Origin of the sequence: [Clostridium] fimetarium (genome assembly GCF_900111235.1) — a bacterium.
Taxonomy (GTDB): Bacteria; Bacillota; Clostridia; order Lachnospirales; family Lachnospiraceae; genus Clostridium_N; species Clostridium_N fimetarium.
In genome coordinates this window covers 134,191-151,760 of sequence record NZ_FOJI01000011.1, presented here as the reverse complement: position 1 = coordinate 151,760, position 17,570 = coordinate 134,191, and the positions used below count along the sequence as shown (strand labels likewise).

Sequence of the window (17,570 nt, the reverse complement as noted above, 5' to 3'; positions counted from 1 at the left end):
AATTGCATATTGATCATTACTGTAATTCTTTAAAAACTGCTAAATAAAGATCCAGTATATTTATAATTATAATTCCCTGTACTAAAAAAGGATGTTGGTCACCAATATATTATATCACAAACAAGCGTAAAAACAACCCGAATTTATTTGTAGAAATCATCTGCTGGCATTACTCCGCCAATTGACGCTGGATTCTGATCAAAAATTACCTTCAAATATGTTGATACCTTAGTTTTCATTTCACTACCATCAATAAATGTTATATTGCAGTATGGTATTGCTCTTTTTGCAACTGTAGCCTTAAATATGTCAAAATCCTCTACTAGCTGAGCTGCACTATCTACATTTGCATTTACATACAATACCGACTCTTTGTACTCTTTAATAAATTGTTGTACTGCCTGCGGATTCTTGTCTGCAAAATCCGAATTCACAGCAACAACGCCTGTCACAACTGTGCTATTCTTTCCTGCATATTTTTCCCACTGTTCTGTCACATCTAATGCTATCTTAATGTTCTGATTCTGCATCATTACAGTTGTCGCATATGGTTGTGGTAACATTGCAATTGCATTTGGCGAAGTTGCAAGCATTGCCGCAACTTCAGTCGCTTCCGACTTAAATTCAATTGTTACATCTTTTTCTGGATTAAGTCCAGCTGATTTAAGCAAATAATCCAACGTATACTCTGGCGTTGTTCCCTTTCCTGTTGTATATATAGTCTTACCCTTTAAGTCCTGTATTGATTTAATTGAATCTCCTGTTTGAAGAATATAGAGCACACCTAATGTATTAATACCAATTATTTTCACTTTCCCGGCACTCTTGTTGTAAAGATTCGCTGCAAGATTACACGGAATTGCGGCAATCTGCACATCTCCTTTAATTAAATCTGTTGTAAATTCATCTGCAGTTCCTGCAATTGTAAATTCATAATCATTAAGTGCCGTTCCCGCTTTCGCATTCTTCATGATTTGAACCATACCAATTGCTGTTGGCCCTTTTAGTGCTGCAACATTAATGGCGATTTTATTTGTTGTAGCCGATTCATCTTCCGTCGATGCGTTATTAGTACTATTTGAATTGCTGTCATTTTGGCAGCCTGTAATAAATGACATACAAAGTACTAACATTAATATTACTGATACTATCTTTTTCATGATTTTTTTCTTCTCCTCAATATTCAATATGCAAATTAAAATTACACATATATTTACATCTCAACTATTTTTTACATTGTTATTATGTTTATATATATTAACACTAATTTGGTTGCTTTATCAAGTACCCAAAATAATAAGGCCAAAAAACGGATATCATTTTTGGGCCTTATTATTTTGACTAAAATTCTATATTATTATCCGAAATTGCTTTGTAGTATGTAATCAGTGGAATAAATCCTTGTGCAAATGCTTTTGTACCACCACCAGCACTAATTATTGCATCCTCAAATATCTCCTTTTTACCACCCACATTTCCAACTTGTAGCTTTACCGAATTATTAAAGGTCTTAATTCCTGGATTTAAATATTTTGTTTCACCTGTAAGCTCATATGCAATCGCAAGTGCTTCAAGCAACAGGGTATTATTTCCAAGACGGTTCAGACTTGGAAGTTCTTTATAATAGAATAGACCATTATCCAAAAGGCAATTTTCTATCAAATCATCCACAGCACGAATTATCATCTGTTTTATTTCATCATTTGGAAATGCTCTATGATAACGCATTAGGCTTCCCACGGCTACTGATATCATAAATCCTACTCGAATTGTAGTATTATCTGTATAGGGTGCTAACCAGTGGCCATAATCTTGTTCCCATATTTTAAAATTCTCTACTATCCAATCACATTTTTTAACCCATTTTTTATCATGCGTTTCAACATATAGCGCAGTTAGTGTCCTAAGCGCCCATCCAGTTTCCCTAGCATTTGCCTCACCTGTATGTGCAAACATTGGCGTATCTAATAGTTTTAATACATTTTCACCAATACCAATTGCTGTTTCAAATCCTCTTTCATCTCCCGACAAATGATAGTAATCAAAAAGGCCCTCCACCCACTCATGTGAGCAAACCATTATTCCATTTTTGACATGTCCGTTTGTATGTTCCCACTGGCCACCTATACGAAGTGGATCATCACTAAAATGACATACATCAACATCCATCCAATGACTGCAGGCAACAAATGTATAATCAAGGAATCTTCTTATCCCTGTTCTAGCATACATAAGTGCACAAGCATGTGGGAAATCATATTCATTATTAGTCCATACCTGTTCACCATTACCACGTCCTTGGGTTGTATATCCCGGATCTGGTGCATCTCCCCAGTTTAACATTCCAAAGCTCCTAGAATGAGTGTCACCCTTATTAATCAATGCGATTTCCACTTCTTGATTTAATTTCTCTGGAAATACATCAAGCATAACATCAGCCTCTTTAAAAACCTTCGGTGAAATAAATGGCCTATCCGGCATTTGATAAATGAGACTTCTATTGTCTATTTCTTTCAGTGGTTCATTCGCACTATGGAAATGCAGTAAGAATCTTTGCTCTCTTGACATTCCTGACTGCATAACAACATTTCCTATGTTTTCTGGAACCAGCATAAGTGCAATTCCATCCTTATCCGCTTTTACTGCTTTGGGATAATTTTGATGGGCCTGAAATATAGTTGCACAAACACCACCATTTGAATCCGTTCTATCTGTAAAAAAAGTACCATAAACAACTTCTGCAAAATGTTCATTTGCCTCTTTTAACAAATATTGATCATCTATATACCTGTTAACTTCTTGTCCATTCATTCCAATTGAAAACTCTGTCTTATAATTTGAGTTTCCGACACATGTTCTGACATCACAAACAGGCGCTTTTTGTTGAATACTATCTAATTCGCCAACTCCTCTTGTGTAAAAGATTGGTCCTTCAGCATTAGAATTATCAGTAATCTTATCTCCACATCCAGTAGAATCCAGTGAAGTTTCCATATCTAAATTCACTAACTGATTACTAATTTTTGAATTTATATTATCTTTTATATAAAACACTAACGAGGCTACTTTTAATGGTTCATATGTTGTATTAATAATTCTATAGGATACTTCTACCCATGGTTTCTTAGCGTAAGCAGTAATCTTAAGTTCAAATTCAACGTTGTTATTCTTACTTCTATTGACCCCCTTTGCAGTAAAAGCACTACATATCGGGCCTGATTCGACTATGCTCCACTTTCCAATTGCCATTTCATAAAGAGATCCCTTGCCATCTATTAAATATGGGCCCTCAAACTGTTCTGCTAGATATATCTTGTTTCCATCACTCAATTGTTCAAATATATTACTACTATTATGTTTTAATTGAAATGAGAGTCCATCACAGTCTACGTTAAATCCGTCTTCTATTTCGCAAACCTTCATTCCCTCGTAAATCGACACCTCTGATGAATCAAAATCGCAGTTTAATGTTGTTTTTGCATTTGCTGGTAAATTCGCCATGAATCTCAAAAACATATATCGAACTGAACCATCGTCATAATATGACGTGACTTTTCCTTGCATAGGTACTGGCTTACCATTTTGCAACACAGTAACTTTTGACAAGTTTTTAAGTTCTCCTTTTTTTACTGGAATTGCAACAAAACAATGCTCTTCATCTCTTGAATATCGATATAATTTATCAAAATAAATCTCTACCATAACATTTGTCCTCCCAAATTGTTCTTTTTGCTAAGTTCTTTATAATTGTTATGCACTTCATCTTAATTACTATAATAAATCGTTTAATCTGTGATTTCCACTGAATAGCATTACATCTGTTATAATTTTACAGTTTTTATATTTTTATTGTATAATTGTAACTTTTTTCATGGATTTTATTTAAATTATAACATAAAATATTGATATTATTTTGCTTATTGTGATTTTGTCGCACAAATCAACATTTTGCCATAAACCACTACATGTTGTGTTTTTTTTATGTACTTTTTTCTATATTTTGTAGACAGTGGTTTTTTTAAGTGATATAATTTGTTTTATTAGAAGATATAAAATTCTAATATATGGATGGGGAAAGGAAATTTCATGATGAAAGTAATTAAAAGAAACGGAAGAGAAGTTACCTATGATCGTAACAAAATAATGCTAGCAATTCAAAAGGCCAATGCTGAAGTAGGCGCAAAAGAAAAAATAACTGACGAAAAAATCGAATCGATTGTAAACGCAATTGAAGGTAGAGATATTCCTACAATGTATGTCGAAGAAATACAGGATATCATTGAACAAATGTTAATGCTAGAGAAAAAATTTGTACTTGCAAAAACCTACATTATTTATCGTTATACAAGGGAACTTGTACGTCGAGCAAATACTACTGACGAATCTATATTGTCTCTTATTCGAAACGAGAACAAAGAATTAAACGAAGAAAATTCAAACAAAAACACAACATTGGCTTCAACCCAAAGGGATTATATTGCTGGCGTTGTTTCAAAAGATTTAACAAAAAGAATACTTCTACCTGAAAAAATTGCAAAAGCACACGATGAAGGTGCGATCCATTTTCACGACGCAGATTATTTTTTACAATCAATTTTCAACTGCTGTCTCGTAAATATTGGTGATATGCTTGAGAACGGTACTGTAATGAATGGAAAACTAATCGAAAGTCCGAAAAGTTTCCAAGTTGCATGTACAATAGTTACACAGATTATTGCTGCAGTTGCTAGCAGTCAATACGGTGGTCAATCCGTAGATATTAAACATCTTGGAAAATACCTTCGTAAAAGCAGACTGAAATACGAAAAACACTATAGAGGAAAATATGGCGCTCAATTAAGCGAAGAATTAATTGAAAATTTCATTGCAGACCGTCTATACGACGAATTAAAAGCAGGCGTGCAAACAATTCAATATCAGATTAATACTTTAATGACAACAAACGGTCAATCACCATTTGTTACATTATTCTTAAATCTTGATAAGAATGATCCATATATCGACGAAAATGCAATGATTATTGAAGAAATACTTAGACAACGTATTGAAGGAATCAAGAATGAAAAAGGGATATATGTAACTCCTGCTTTCCCAAAATTAATATTTGTACTTGATGAGCATAACTGCCTTAAGGGTGGCAAATATGATTATCTTACAGAAATAGCTATCCGTTGCTCCGCAAAAAGGATGTATCCTGATTATATTTCAGCTAAAAAGATGCGTGATAATTATGAAGGCAATGTATTCAGCTGTATGGGATGTAGAAGTTTCTTAGCTCCATGGAAAGATGAAAATGACGAATACAAATGGGAAGGTCGTTTTAATCAAGGTGTTGTCTCATTAAATCTTCCTCAAATCGGTATTATTGCCAATGGCGACGAAGAGAAATTCTGGGAAATACTAGAAGAAAGACTCGCACTTTGCTATGAAGCATTAATGTGCCGCCATAGAGCACTTGAAGGCACTTTATCAGACGTAAGTCCAATCCATTGGCAGTATGGTGCAATTGCAAGATTGAAGAAAGGCGAGACGATTGATAAACTACTTCACAATGGTTACTCCACTCTTTCTCTTGGATACATTGGTTTGTTCGAACTTACCAAAGCAATGAAAGGTGTCAGCCATACAGAAGCTGTCGGAACTGAATTTGCATTAAAAGTTATGAATCGTTTGCGTGAAGCAACTGATACATGGAAAAAGAATACAGGACTTGGATTTGGACTTTATGGTACTCCAGCTGAAAGTTTATGCTATCGATTTGCAGAAATTGACAAAGAACGTTTCGGAGTTATTAAAGATATTACAGACAAAGGATACTACACAAACTCATACCATGTTGATGTAAGAGAAAAAATAGATGCATTTTCAAAGTTTACATTTGAAAGTCAATTCCAACCAATTTCCTCAGGTGGTGCAATCTCTTATGTTGAAATTCCTAATATGAGAAATAACATTCCAGCACTTCGAGAAGTTGTCAAATTCATATATGATAACATTCAGTATGCTGAATTTAATACAAAATCGGATTATTGCCAGGTTTGTGGTTTTGATGGTGAAATCATCATTAATGAAGATCTAGAATGGGAATGTCCACAATGTCATAACAAAGATCATTCAAAAATGAATGTTACAAGACGTACTTGTGGTTATCTTGGTGAGAATTTCTGGAATGTCGGCAAGACAAAAGAGATTAATTCTAGAATTCTTCATCTGTAAAGAGAAAATTTCTGATGTAATTTCTTGATTTAAAAAGAAGGTCATGCGTAAGCATTGCCTTCTTTTTTCTTTTAAAAGCGTTTGATTAAGAAAGGACTAGCTTAGCATATAAATGGGAAACGATACCATATAGACAAAAACATAACCAGTTATCTCAGAAATATTGCAGTAGATACTCATTTTAAAAATTAAAAGTTATTTACTATTGATTTACATTGTTATATGATATTAACTATACTAATTCACATTTACTAATACTAATTCGAATTTACTAATACTAATTCACATTTACTAATACTAATTCACATTTACTAATATTAGTTCACTTTAATTATACTACTTCAAGAAAAGAGATTATTGATTATGAATTATGCTGATATCAAACAATTTGACGTTGCAAACGGTCTTGGAATACGTGTTTCGATTTTTGTAAGCGGCTGTACGCATCATTGCAAAAGTTGTTTTAACGAAGTCGCATGGGATTTCAACTATGGAACTCCATTTACACAAAAAGATATTGATAGGATTATTGATTATCTTAGGCCTTCTTATGTAAGCGGACTGGCAATACTAGGTGGTGAGCCTTTTGAACGTTGCAATCAACAGGGACTTCTACCCCTTCTTCGCAAAGTAAAAGAGATCTATCCCGAGAAAGATATCTGGTGTTTTACAGGGTATACTTTCGATAATGACATACGAAGCAGAATGTGTAACGAATGGCCTGAAACAAATGAAATGCTCTCCTATATTGATGTTTTGGTGGATGGCAAATTTGTTGAGGAATTAAAAGATTTAAACTTAAGATTTAAAGGTTCTTCTAATCAAAGAACTATCTTAGTAAAGGAATCACTTGGCAGCAACAACATCATTTTATGGGATTCATCAATATCAAAATAACCTATATGATATTTTAATTACAAAATAGATAAACAAGAAAGGTACTATATTTATGACACAATCAGTAAAAATTAAGAAACTAAATTCAAACGCAATTATTCCAACTTATGGAACAGAATTTTCAGCTGGAGCCGATTTATATGCTTGTATTGAAGAAACAACAACCATTTCTGCTGGCGAAACAGCATTTATCAAGACAGGACTTGCAATGGAGGTTCCGGTTGGGTTTGCAGGATTTATATATGCTAGAAGTGGACTTGCATGCAAAAAAGGCCTTGCTCCTGCTAATAAAGTTGGAGTCATTGATGCAGACTACCGCGGCGAAGTAGTCGTGGCACTTCACAATCACTCAAAGAACGCAATTGCTGTTGAACATGGAGAAAGAATTGCACAACTAGTAATCGCTCCCTTCTTAACGGCTCAATTTGAAGAAGCTGATGAACTTGAAGATACAATTAGAGGAACTGGTGGATTTGGTTCTACTGGCACCAAATAAATCCATTGTAATTTACCACATAAAATAAACGTAAGCAATTTTTTATCATTGCTTACGTTTATTTTTTATGTAGTAATTATGGATTTTATAAATCAAATTTAATTTGTTGGATTAACCTTATATCAGATATTTAATTATTTATTTATATTTTCTATTACCAAATTTACCGCTTTTTGAATCAACATATTTTTAACAATTAAATCTTTACCATATTTTTTTACAAAGGCATCTGCATCTGAGTAACCATTGTCAGAAGAAAATGTTGCTATATTTCCTTTATAGTAATATTCATCAACTGATAAATTTTCTTTTTCTATGATTTCTTGTAAAACCAAACTCTGTACAAGAGCCTTCTTTGCATATTCCTCAAGTGATACACCATATCGACTCTGGCAATATTCCTCAACTGTCATTTTATACATCGTAGAATAGAAAGATATTGATTTATCTAACTCACTTATTTTGGCATCCAGAAGATCTTGTGGATATGAAATGATTTCTGCATTGTTTTGTATTGCTAATAAAGCTGTTTCTTTCGTCTTATCATTTATCTCTTTATCAATTTCTTTTTGCATAGAAGCTTGTAACGCTGCTTTGTAATCTGCAACTGTGTTACTCGAGAAGTTTTTCTGTACATATGCATCAGTAATCTGTGGGACAACTGGTGCCTCTACTTTAATCACTGTTATATTATATACAATTCTCTTGCCTGCATATTCTGGCTCATCTGTAAATGGATCTGGTACTGTCAAAACAACGACTTTCACATCTCCAGTTTTGATTCCGTAAAGGGCTTCCACGAAACCGGGAACTTTAAATGTATCTTTTCCTAGGACAAGACTATACGAATCACTACTAAATCCATCAATAGTCTCTCCTGCAATTGTTCCTGTAAATGATAGTGTGATTTGATCCGTTGCCTGAGATACTCTATCTGTCGATGAATACGTTGTAACTGAGTCAAGATCACTCTGAACTTTCTTATCAACATAACTTTTTATTATTGCATCTTGATCTACTGATACTGCTATACCCTTGTATTCTCCAAGCTTAACGTAATCGCTTGCAGTACAATCAAACTTTACATCTAATTTCTTATTACATCCCGTAACGATTGTTATCGATGAAATAATTGCTATTGCAACACAAGTACTCTTCAAAATCCCTTTTTTCATAAAATAAAACCTACCTTCTTTTATTACTTAACTCAACACTACTTTAAACGTATTTTATAACATTTTATGTACATTTATAAGTAAAAGTCTACTTTACATTTATATCACATTTTAATGAAAAATAATAGCAAAACATTGCCTTTATATACCTTTTTCACAAATAAATCACATTTAAAAAATACCCTCGCATCAACGAGGGCATTCTCTATATAAGTTAAATTGATATTGCTCAAATACTTGTCCTAATTTTCTGCCAATTAAGCAGCTATCTTTGTTTTTGCTAATTTAGCGAGTTTTGCAAAACCCTCAGCATCGTTAATAGCCATTTCAGATAATACTTTTCTATTCAAATCTACTTGAGCTAATTTTAAGCCGTACATAAATTTGCTGTATGAAAGTCCATTTATTCTTGCTGCTGCATTAATTCTAGCAATCCACAATCTTCTGAACTGTCTCTTTCTTTCTTTTCTACCAGCATAAGATGATGTAAGTGCTCTCATTACTGACTGCTTAGCTACTCTATATTGTTTTGATCTAGCTCCTCTATAACCTTTAGCTAGCTTTAAAACTCTATTATGTTTTTTCTTTGCGTTTAATCCGCCTTTAATTCTTGCCATGTTAATATTTCCTCCTTTTCGGTTCTATAAATTATAAATATGGTAAAATCTTTTTCATTACTTTAAGATTAGTTGAATCTGTTAATGTTGAACGTCTAAGATTTCTTTTTCTCTTAGTTGTCTTCTTTGTTAAAATATGGCTTTTGAATGCCTTCATTCTCTTTAATTGACCTGATGCAGTTTTCTTGAAGCGCTTTGCAGCTGCTTTCTTAGTTTTCATTTTTGGCATAATAGTTCCTCCTTAAATAATTACAAATAATATTTTATTTTTTTTCACTTAAAAACATCATCATACTTCTACCTTCAAGTTTAGGCGCTTTATCAATTACTGCGATATCGCTTAACTTTTCAGCAAAATCTGTAAGAATATGTCTGCTTTGATCCATGTGAGCCATTTCTCTGCCTCTAAAACGTAATGTAACCTTTACTTTATTTCCTTTTTCAAGAAACTTTCTAGCTGCATTCATCTTAGTGTTAAGATCATTCTCTTCAATATTTGGTGATAAACGTACTTCCTTGAGATCAATTACTTTTTGCTTTTTCTTTGCTTCTTTGTCTTTTCTAGCAAGTTCATACTTGTACTTACCATAATCTACGATTTTACAAACCGGCGGAGCAGCAGCGGGTACAATTTTAACCAAATCAACATTCGCATCTTTTGCAAGTTGCATAGCTTCGGCAGGTGTCATAACACCAAGTTGTTCACCGTTTTCTCCAATAACACGAACTTCTTTGTCTCTAATTTGTTCGTTAATCATTAATTCACTAATAGTAGTGCACCTCCAAATTGATATAAATTAAAAAAATGTGGATAGTCAGACTATCCACATTCAAGTACTAATATATATAACATAACACATATATTTTCTTAAATATAAACCCGAGTCGCTAATGCGCTGAGGTGAGAGTGGATACTCTGCTTTATTTCATAACTATGTTAGTTTATCATTAAATTCTGTATCTGTCAATCAAAAATTTTACTTATTTTAAATAACTTAAAATTTCAAAATTTTAGAAGTCTATTGCTCACTGCTAACCGTCTGGCCATTAACATTCGTAATCGTAACTTTTACGGAAAAGGTCGTTGAAAGGCCTAAACCATCTTCAGCGGTATATGTAACCTTATATATTCCATTAACTAACACATCAGGAATTTTACTTGCTATGTCAGTCTTTGCTGTTATAGCTTTACCCTCATATGTAAGTGCCGTTGCATTATCTGCTACAAGTTTCAAAAGAGCATTCTTGTTAGCTTCCGCACTTGATGCGTTATTATATGAATAGGAAAAATTAGATGAAGCAAGTGTCAATGTTGGTATGTTTCGTACAGTAAATATTGCCGTTACATCTTTTTGCTCACCCGCTGGATCCTTGTATCTATAATGTATAGTATATTTGCCTGGATTGTTTATTGCATAACTAGGATCACTGCTAACATCATCCCCATCCTTATCAATAACCGCTATTGAAATATCTTTTGTAACATTATACCCTATTGAATTGGTTGCCGAAACGCCATTCATAAGATCAACTGACACTCCTACATTAGTTGTAATTGTAGTACTCGGCACTGTTAGTGTCACAGGAGACTTGTCCACTTTATAATTGCCATATGTAAAGAAAGCAATATTTGTATCTACATAGCCATCAATTCCATCAATAGAATTCGTTGCACCATATTGCCACATCTGATATGAATACTTAAAGCTAGGAAGATCTTGCCCATACTGATACGTTTCGGGTGTATAATAATATTGATTAAATGGTCTTGCATACCAAGTTTTATATTTTGCAGTTAATTCTTGACCATTAACTGCATATTCCCAATCACTCTTATTAAAGTATACCATAGGAGCATAACCACTATTTGCAACTGTATCACAAAACACGCTGCATATGCTTGTTAATGCCTCTTTGCTCACTCCATAATTATTTACACGATAATCACTTGCTGATTCCCAATCAAATGAAACAGGGTAAGTTATCTTGTATTTTTTTATATAATCAACTACCATCGAAGCTTCTTCGCGCGCTTCTTGTTCTGTTACCGCCTGCGAGAAAAAATAAATCCCTACCTGTATCCCATTAGCAAGAGCTCCTTGGATATTATTTTCAAAGCAACTATCTACATATAGCTCTCCCGCAGCACCTGTACTTCTTCCGCCCATTTTTATCATTGCGAAATCGATACCCTCAGCTTTTACCTTTACCCAATCAATTTTCCCTTGCCATTTTGATACATCAATCCCATATACTAATTTTGAAATTTCATTAGATGGAAAATCAATGTGCTCATCTAAACTAGCAACTTCATCTGTTTTTACAGGCTCAGGTGTTGATAAATCCTCTGTAGCAATTTTAAGTTTTTCAATCGGAATCACCGTTGTTATTACAGCCTCTTCCGCTTCTGGCTCTGCTTCAGTTTCAAGCACTACTTCTTCAAGAAATGGTTCATCCGTAGTAAATGAACTTTCAATTGCCATTCCTGTACTTAGATTTTTTTGTTTATTGCTCGCTTGAGTTGTTTCTTCATTCGCCTTATTTTTCTGTGCTGCAAACGTATTATATGCAAACATTATCATTACAAAACATAATATCAGCGAACTAATTCCAATTATACTTAATTTTATGTGTCTATTATTATCTTTTATATTTTTAATTTTATCTAATATTTTTTTTCGCAATTCATATCTTCTTCCCAAACTTATTTTATATTTTATATACTACACTATAAAAACCACAGCTTCAACTATTTTAAGGATATTTGTCGATATTTGTTGATATTTGTTGATAAAAGCGGCTAAATATTTTATATATGTTTAAACTCCTTATAATCAAACATGATTCTTACTAAGCAGATTCATTAAACTTACACTATTAATAGGAAACTCCCAAAATACAAAGATTGCTAATTTTAAGTAAAAATGATATTATTACATAAATTGTTTTATAATATAAAATGTATTTAGGAGGTTTTTAAATGAAAGATTTTGTAATTTCCACAGATACTACTAGCGACTTACCCGAAAGCTTTATTTTGAAGAATGATATCGATATCCATCCGCTTTATTATGCTTTTGGTGATGAAATATATGGTAAAAATAATATTTTATCTGAAAAAGAATTCTACGCTCGTATGCGAAATGGTGCTTTACCAACAACTATGGCAACGAATCCTGAAGACTCAGAAGAGCTGTTTCAAAAACGCGTTGACCAAGGTTTAGATGTATTACATATTGCTTTTTCTTCAGCTCTGAGCAGTAGTTATAATAATAGTGCACTCGCTGCAAATGAGGTCATGGAAAAGAACCCAGGTTCTAAAATTATAGTAATCGATTCTCTTAGTGCTTCAATGGGCGAAGGACTTGTTGTCTACAGAGCGATTCAGCTTAAAAACGAAGGCAAATCAATTGATGAAGTTGCAGCCTACATCAACTCTCATTTACAAAATTTTTGTCATCAATTTACAGTTGATGACCTTAATCACTTACATAGAGGTGGTCGTGTATCAAAAGCTGCTGCAGTATTGGGTACATTAGCAAGTATCAAACCAATGCTTCACGTAAGCTCAGAAGGAAAGCTAATTCCAGTTGGTAAAGTACGTGGACGTAAGAAATCTCTTATTGCTCTTGTAGATAAAATGGAAGAAACGATTGGCTCTTATCGAAATGAAACAGATGTAGCATTTTTAAGCCATGGAGATTGTATTGAAGATGCTCAATTCGTTGCTGACTTAGTAAAAGAACGTATTGGTATCAATGTAATAATTAACCCTGTATGCCCTACTATTGGTTCACATTCTGGTCCGGGAACGGTAGCATTGTTCTACATGGGAGAACAAAGATAAGATTTGCTTGGGGGAAAAATCCCCCTATGATAAAGTTTCCTTGCTCAGATGCCTTCGGCATGATTCGCAGGAAACTTTATCATAGGGGGATTTTTCTGATTGTCGCAAATTGCGGAAAAAGATGTGGCCACTCGCGAAGAGGGGGAGGCTCAGGTGCCTGCGGCATGCTTCGCGAATTGGCGGGACAGATGTGGCCGACAATCTTAATCTTGGTCCATATTTTTCTGTAATTAGTACACTATCCCCATCTACAATAATATTATATTACATATCCAAATAACACCCTACCATATTTTTGCTTTTTGCTTTTTTGCCTTTTACTTTTTACTTTTTACTTTTTACTTTTTACTTTTCGCTTTTCGCTTTTTAGCCCTGATCCCCCAAATCGGCAATACGCAAAAAACGAGACCATATATGAAGTTTGCTGCGAATCATGCCGAAGGCATCTGAGCAAGCAAACTTCATATATGGTCTCGTTTTTGTCCGTTCGAATCCGTTTCTACTGAAAGTACTTCACTCCGGATTCGAAAATCTTAAGATCTTGCTCTCCATAGATATTGATTGCAACGCTGTCACCGCGGCGTTCTGAATGTGTCATCTTGCCAAAACATCTTCCATCTGGGCTTGTGATTCCTTCGATTGCCATATATGAACCATTCACATTCCATTCATCATCCATGGAAATATTACCATCAAAGTCACAATACTGTGTAGCTACTTGTCCATTTGCAAATAACTTGTCGATACAATCTTGTGGTGCTACAAAACGACCTTCACCATGGGATGCTGGATTACAATATACGCCACCAAGTTCAGCTCCTTGTAGCCAAGGGGATTTGTTAGAAACAACTTTCGTGTAAACCATCTTAGATATATGTCTGTTAATGGTATTGAACGTAAGTGTAGGTGCATTTGCATCCTGTCCTATAATATCTCCGCTAGGTACAAGTCCAAGCTTAATCAACGCCTGGAAACCATTACAGATACCAAGTGCAAGTCCATCTCTTTTATTTAGAAGTTTTTCAACAGCTTCCTTTAACTTTTCATTTCTAAATGCTGTAGCAAAAAACTTCGCCGAACCATCTGGTTCATCTCCAGCGCTAAATCCACCAGGAAACATAATGATTTGTGATTGATTAATCGCATTTTCAAATTCTGCAACGGATTCTCTGATACCTTGCGCATCTAAGTTTTTGAATACTTTAACAATAACATTTGCACCAGCTCTTTCAAATGCTTTTGTACTGTCATATTCGCAGTTCGTACCTGGAAATACTGGAATAAATACTGTAGGTTTTGCGACTTTATTCTTGCTGATATGAATGCTTTTTGCTTTGTAAATCTTTGTTTCGATTACATCTACTACTTTATCTACCTTCGTTGGAAATACTTTTTCTAGTTTTTCTGACCATACGCTTAATGCTTCTTCTACTGTAATAGAAACATCTTTGTATGTGAATGTTTTTGTTTCATTTACATCACCAGCAAGTGTATAAGGAACTTTGATTTCAGATAACTTATTCGCTGGAACTTCTGCAACGATGCATCCGTATTCAGGAGCGAAAAGATCATCTTCTTTTATATCGCTGGTAATTGTAAATCCAAGCTTATTACCAAATGCCATCTTACATAGGGCAGGAACTAATCCTTTTCCATCAAGTACATATGCAGAAATAATTGCCTTGCTCTGGATAAGCGCATGAATTTCTGAATATAATGTTTTGATTTGCTCAAATACTGGCATGTCAAATTCATCTTTTTCTATTGCAAACTTTACTAACATACTTCCTACATGTTTCAGTTCTGGAGTAATAATATCCTGTTCTTTTGCAATATCTACTGCAAAAGAAACAAGTGTTGGTGGTACATCGATGTCGTTAAATGTTCCTGACATACTATCTTTTCCGCCAATTGATGGAAGTCCAAATCCAAGTTGCGCCTCATATGCACCAAGTAATGCTACAAATGGCTGGCTCCAACGTGAAGGATCTTCTGACATTCTTCTAAAATATTCCTGGAATGTAAATCTAATCTTACTGAAATCACCACCAGCTGCAACGATTTTAGCAACCGAATCTACAATTGCAAACATTGCGCCATGGTATGGGCTCCATTTTGAAACATATGGATCAAATCCGTAACTCATCATTGTTACAGTATCACATTTTCCAGTAAGGACTGGTAATTTCGCAACCATGGTCTGAACCTCTGTAAGCTGATATTTTCCACCATAAGGCATAAATACAGACGCAGCTCCAATTGAGCCGTCAAATCGTTCTACAAGGCCCTTCTGTGAGCACTCATTTAAGTCAGAAAGAGTTGATAACCATTTACTTCTAACATCAGTAACTTCTTCTTTTATCAGATAGCTTTTATCTTTCTCAGGAATATCAACTAATACAGATGTTTCTTGGTGTGCACCGTTCGTATCAAGAAAGGCTCTTGAAATATTAACAATTTCGTTGCCTCTCCACTCAAGAATCAATCTTGGCTCCCTCGTAACGATAGCTACTTCAACAGCTTCAAGATTCTCTTCTTTTGAATATTCAAGAAATTGTGCCACGTCCTTAGGATCCACTACGACTGCCATACGTTCCTGCGATTCAGAAATAGCAATTTCTGTTCCATCAAGACCCGCATATTTTTTGGGTACTTTATCAAGTGAAATTCTGAGGCCATCTGCTAATTCACCAATTGCTACGGATACACCGCCGGCACCAAAATCATTACATTTCTTAATTAATTTGCTCACTTCTTCTCTTCTAAAGAGTCTTTGAATCTTACGTTCAGTTGGAGCATTTCCTTTTTGAACTTCTGCTCCACAGTTTTCTATTGATTCTTCTGTATGAACCTTAGAAGAACCTGTAGCACCGCCACAACCATCACGTCCAGTTCTTCCACCAAGTAAGATAATGATATCTCCTGGATCAGAAGTTTCTCTAATGACAGCGCGTCTAGGCGCCGCTCCCATTACAGCACCAATTTCCATTCTCTTAGCAACATAATCTGGGTGATAAATTTCTTTGACATAACCAGTTGCAAGACCAATCTGGTTACCATATGAACTGTATCCACTAGCAGCACCACGAACAAGCTTCTTTTGAGGAAGCTTACCATGTAATGTCTCACTGAGTGATCTTGTAGGATCTGCAGCACCTGTTACTCGCATTGCTTGATATACGTAAGTACGTCCTGACAATGGATCACGGATTGCGCCACCAAGGCACGTTGCAGCACCACCAAACGGTTCTATTTCTGTAGGATGATTGTGCGTTTCATTTTTAAAGTTTACAAGCCATTCCTCTGTAATACCGTCAACTTCGACTGGAACAACAATACTACAAGCATTAATCTCATCAGATTCTTCCTGATCTTCAAGCTTGCCTTCTTTTTTAAGTTTTCTCATTGCCATAAGTGCAAGGTCCATGAGACATACGAATTTATCTTTTCTACCTTTGAAAATTTCTTCTCTGTCAGTTAAATACTTGTTATATGTTGCAACAATTGGTTCACTATAGTAACCATCTTTAAACTTAACGTCTTTTAATTCTGTTGAAAATGTTGTATGACGACAGTGATCTGACCAATAGGTATCAAGAACTCTGATTTCTGTCATTGATGGATCTCTTTTTTCTTCATTGCTGAAATAATTCTGAATGTGAAGGAAATCTTTGAATGTCATGGCAAGTCCTAATGAACGATATAATTCTTGTAACTTCTCTTCTGCCATATCCTTAAAGCCATCAAAAATAATAACATCAGCGGGGTCCTCAAAATTAACCACTAATGTCGCTGGAATGTTCTTAGCTGCTTGCCTTGAATCAACTGGATTAATGCAATGCGCTTTGATCTTGTCTTTTTCATCTTCGTTGAGTGTACCTGAAACAACATAGGTGACTGCTGATTTAATAACAGGTGCCTCATTTTCGTTAAGGAATTTCACACATTGCTCCGCTGAATCAGCTCTTTGATCAAACTGTCCCGGTAGAAACTCAACTGAAAATACGAAATCTTCTGGTTTTGCGTCAAATGTCATCTCAAATACATTATCTACAGGAGGTTCTGAAAATACCATTGTTAATGCTTTCTTATATGTTTCATCTGAAAGATTCTCTATATCATATCTAATAAGTTCTCTTACTTGCGTTACATTCTTAATTCCAAGATAACTTTCTATTTCATCCTTTAATTCCTTTGCTTTAACAGCAAAAGGTTCTTTTTTCTCAACAAATACTCGCTTTACGAAACTCATATTTACCTCCAACGTATGTTTGATTTAAATTATTGTAACTATAAACTTTTTACATATTACCACATTTACT

12 protein-coding genes are annotated in these 17,570 nt (G+C 34.5%); 4 read left to right on the top strand and 8 right to left on the bottom strand.

What is annotated here, in order from left to right:
• Positions 1-143: 143 nt before the first annotated feature.
• Both BMY18_RS14245 and BMY18_RS14240 read right to left on the bottom strand, forming a co-directional pair.
• Positions 144-1,160, bottom strand: coding sequence for an ABC transporter substrate-binding protein (locus tag BMY18_RS14245; RefSeq protein ID WP_092455203.1), 1,017 nt, complete (start codon positions 1,158-1,160; stop codon positions 144-146).
• A gap of 181 nt (positions 1,161-1,341) precedes the next feature.
• Positions 1,342-3,702: a hypothetical protein gene (locus tag BMY18_RS14240; protein WP_092455201.1), complete on the bottom strand. Its 2,361-nt coding sequence runs from the start codon at positions 3,700-3,702 to the stop codon at positions 1,342-1,344.
• Positions 3,703-4,089: 387 nt separating this feature from the next.
• Here BMY18_RS14240 and nrdD point away from each other — a divergent pair, with 387 nt between their 5' ends.
• The 3 genes from nrdD (at position 4,090) to dut (ending at position 7,609) form a co-directional block, all read left to right on the top strand.
• Positions 4,090-6,216 (top strand): anaerobic ribonucleoside-triphosphate reductase, encoded by a 2,127-nt coding sequence (nrdD, locus tag BMY18_RS14235; RefSeq protein ID WP_092455199.1) that lies wholly within the window; start codon positions 4,090-4,092, stop codon positions 6,214-6,216.
• A 363-nt stretch (positions 6,217-6,579) separates the two neighbouring features.
• Positions 6,580-7,113: an anaerobic ribonucleoside-triphosphate reductase activating protein gene (nrdG, locus tag BMY18_RS14230; RefSeq protein ID WP_092455197.1), complete on the top strand. Its 534-nt coding sequence runs from the start codon at positions 6,580-6,582 to the stop codon at positions 7,111-7,113.
• Between the two features lie 52 nt (positions 7,114-7,165).
• Positions 7,166-7,609 carry a dUTP diphosphatase gene (gene dut, locus BMY18_RS14225; RefSeq protein WP_092455196.1) on the top strand — a complete coding sequence of 148 codons (444 nt, stop codon included), beginning with the start codon at positions 7,166-7,168 and terminating at the stop codon, positions 7,607-7,609.
• A 134-nt stretch (positions 7,610-7,743) separates the two neighbouring features.
• On the opposite strand, the gene BMY18_RS14220 is transcribed toward dut, so the two are convergent.
• The 5 genes from BMY18_RS14220 to BMY18_RS14200 form a co-directional block, all read right to left on the bottom strand.
• On the bottom strand, positions 7,744-8,784 hold the full coding sequence (locus BMY18_RS14220) for an FKBP-type peptidyl-prolyl cis-trans isomerase (protein WP_092455194.1): 1,041 nt from the start codon (positions 8,782-8,784) through the stop codon (positions 7,744-7,746).
• 257 nt (positions 8,785-9,041) lie between these two features.
• Entirely contained in the window at positions 9,042-9,401 is a 360-nt protein-coding gene (rplT, locus tag BMY18_RS14215; RefSeq protein ID WP_092455192.1) for a 50S ribosomal protein L20, read from the bottom strand.
• Between the two features lie 31 nt (positions 9,402-9,432).
• A complete protein-coding gene (gene rpmI / locus BMY18_RS14210; protein ID WP_092455189.1) occupies positions 9,433-9,630 on the bottom strand; it encodes a 50S ribosomal protein L35 in 198 nt (65 codons plus the stop codon).
• A gap of 34 nt (positions 9,631-9,664) precedes the next feature.
• Positions 9,665-10,159: a translation initiation factor IF-3 gene (gene infC, locus BMY18_RS14205; RefSeq protein ID WP_092455187.1), complete on the bottom strand. Its 495-nt coding sequence runs from the start codon at positions 10,157-10,159 to the stop codon at positions 9,665-9,667.
• 261 nt (positions 10,160-10,420) lie between these two features.
• A complete protein-coding gene (locus tag BMY18_RS14200) occupies positions 10,421-12,085 on the bottom strand; it encodes a glycoside hydrolase family 25 protein (RefSeq protein ID WP_092455185.1) in 1,665 nt (554 codons plus the stop codon).
• Between the two features lie 296 nt (positions 12,086-12,381).
• On the opposite strand from BMY18_RS14200, the gene BMY18_RS14195 reads away from it, so the two are divergent.
• Positions 12,382-13,248, top strand: coding sequence for a DegV family protein (locus BMY18_RS14195; RefSeq protein ID WP_092455183.1), 867 nt, complete (start codon positions 12,382-12,384; stop codon positions 13,246-13,248).
• 499 nt (positions 13,249-13,747) lie between these two features.
• Here BMY18_RS14195 and BMY18_RS14190 read toward each other — a convergent pair whose 3' ends face one another.
• The gene (locus BMY18_RS14190; protein ID WP_092455181.1) at positions 13,748-17,500 is read right to left on the bottom strand and encodes a phosphoribosylformylglycinamidine synthase; all 3,753 of its coding nucleotides are present in this window, start codon (positions 17,498-17,500) and stop codon (positions 13,748-13,750) included.
• Positions 17,501-17,570: the final 70 nt, after the last annotated feature.

Bases quoted from the DNA above. Each gene is read 5' to 3' on its own strand.
- BMY18_RS14245 (WP_092455203.1), bottom strand. From the start codon at position 1,160: ATGAAAAAGATAGTATCAGTAATATTAATGTTAGTACTTTGTATGTCA.
- BMY18_RS14240 (WP_092455201.1), bottom strand. From the start codon at position 3,702: ATGGTAGAGATTTATTTTGATAAATTATATCGATATTCAAGAGATGAA.
- nrdD (WP_092455199.1), top strand. From the start codon at position 4,090: ATGAAAGTAATTAAAAGAAACGGAAGAGAAGTTACCTATGATCGTAAC.
- nrdG (WP_092455197.1), top strand. From the start codon at position 6,580: ATGAATTATGCTGATATCAAACAATTTGACGTTGCAAACGGTCTTGGA.
- dut (WP_092455196.1), top strand. From the start codon at position 7,166: ATGACACAATCAGTAAAAATTAAGAAACTAAATTCAAACGCAATTATT.
- BMY18_RS14220 (WP_092455194.1), bottom strand. From the start codon at position 8,784: ATGAAAAAAGGGATTTTGAAGAGTACTTGTGTTGCAATAGCAATTATT.
- rplT (WP_092455192.1), bottom strand. From the start codon at position 9,401: ATGGCAAGAATTAAAGGCGGATTAAACGCAAAGAAAAAACATAATAGA.
- rpmI (WP_092455189.1), bottom strand. From the start codon at position 9,630: ATGCCAAAAATGAAAACTAAGAAAGCAGCTGCAAAGCGCTTCAAGAAA.
- infC (WP_092455187.1), bottom strand. From the start codon at position 10,159: ATGATTAACGAACAAATTAGAGACAAAGAAGTTCGTGTTATTGGAGAA.
- BMY18_RS14195 (WP_092455183.1), top strand. From the start codon at position 12,382: ATGAAAGATTTTGTAATTTCCACAGATACTACTAGCGACTTACCCGAA.
- BMY18_RS14190 (WP_092455181.1), bottom strand. From the start codon at position 17,500: ATGAGTTTCGTAAAGCGAGTATTTGTTGAGAAAAAAGAACCTTTTGCT.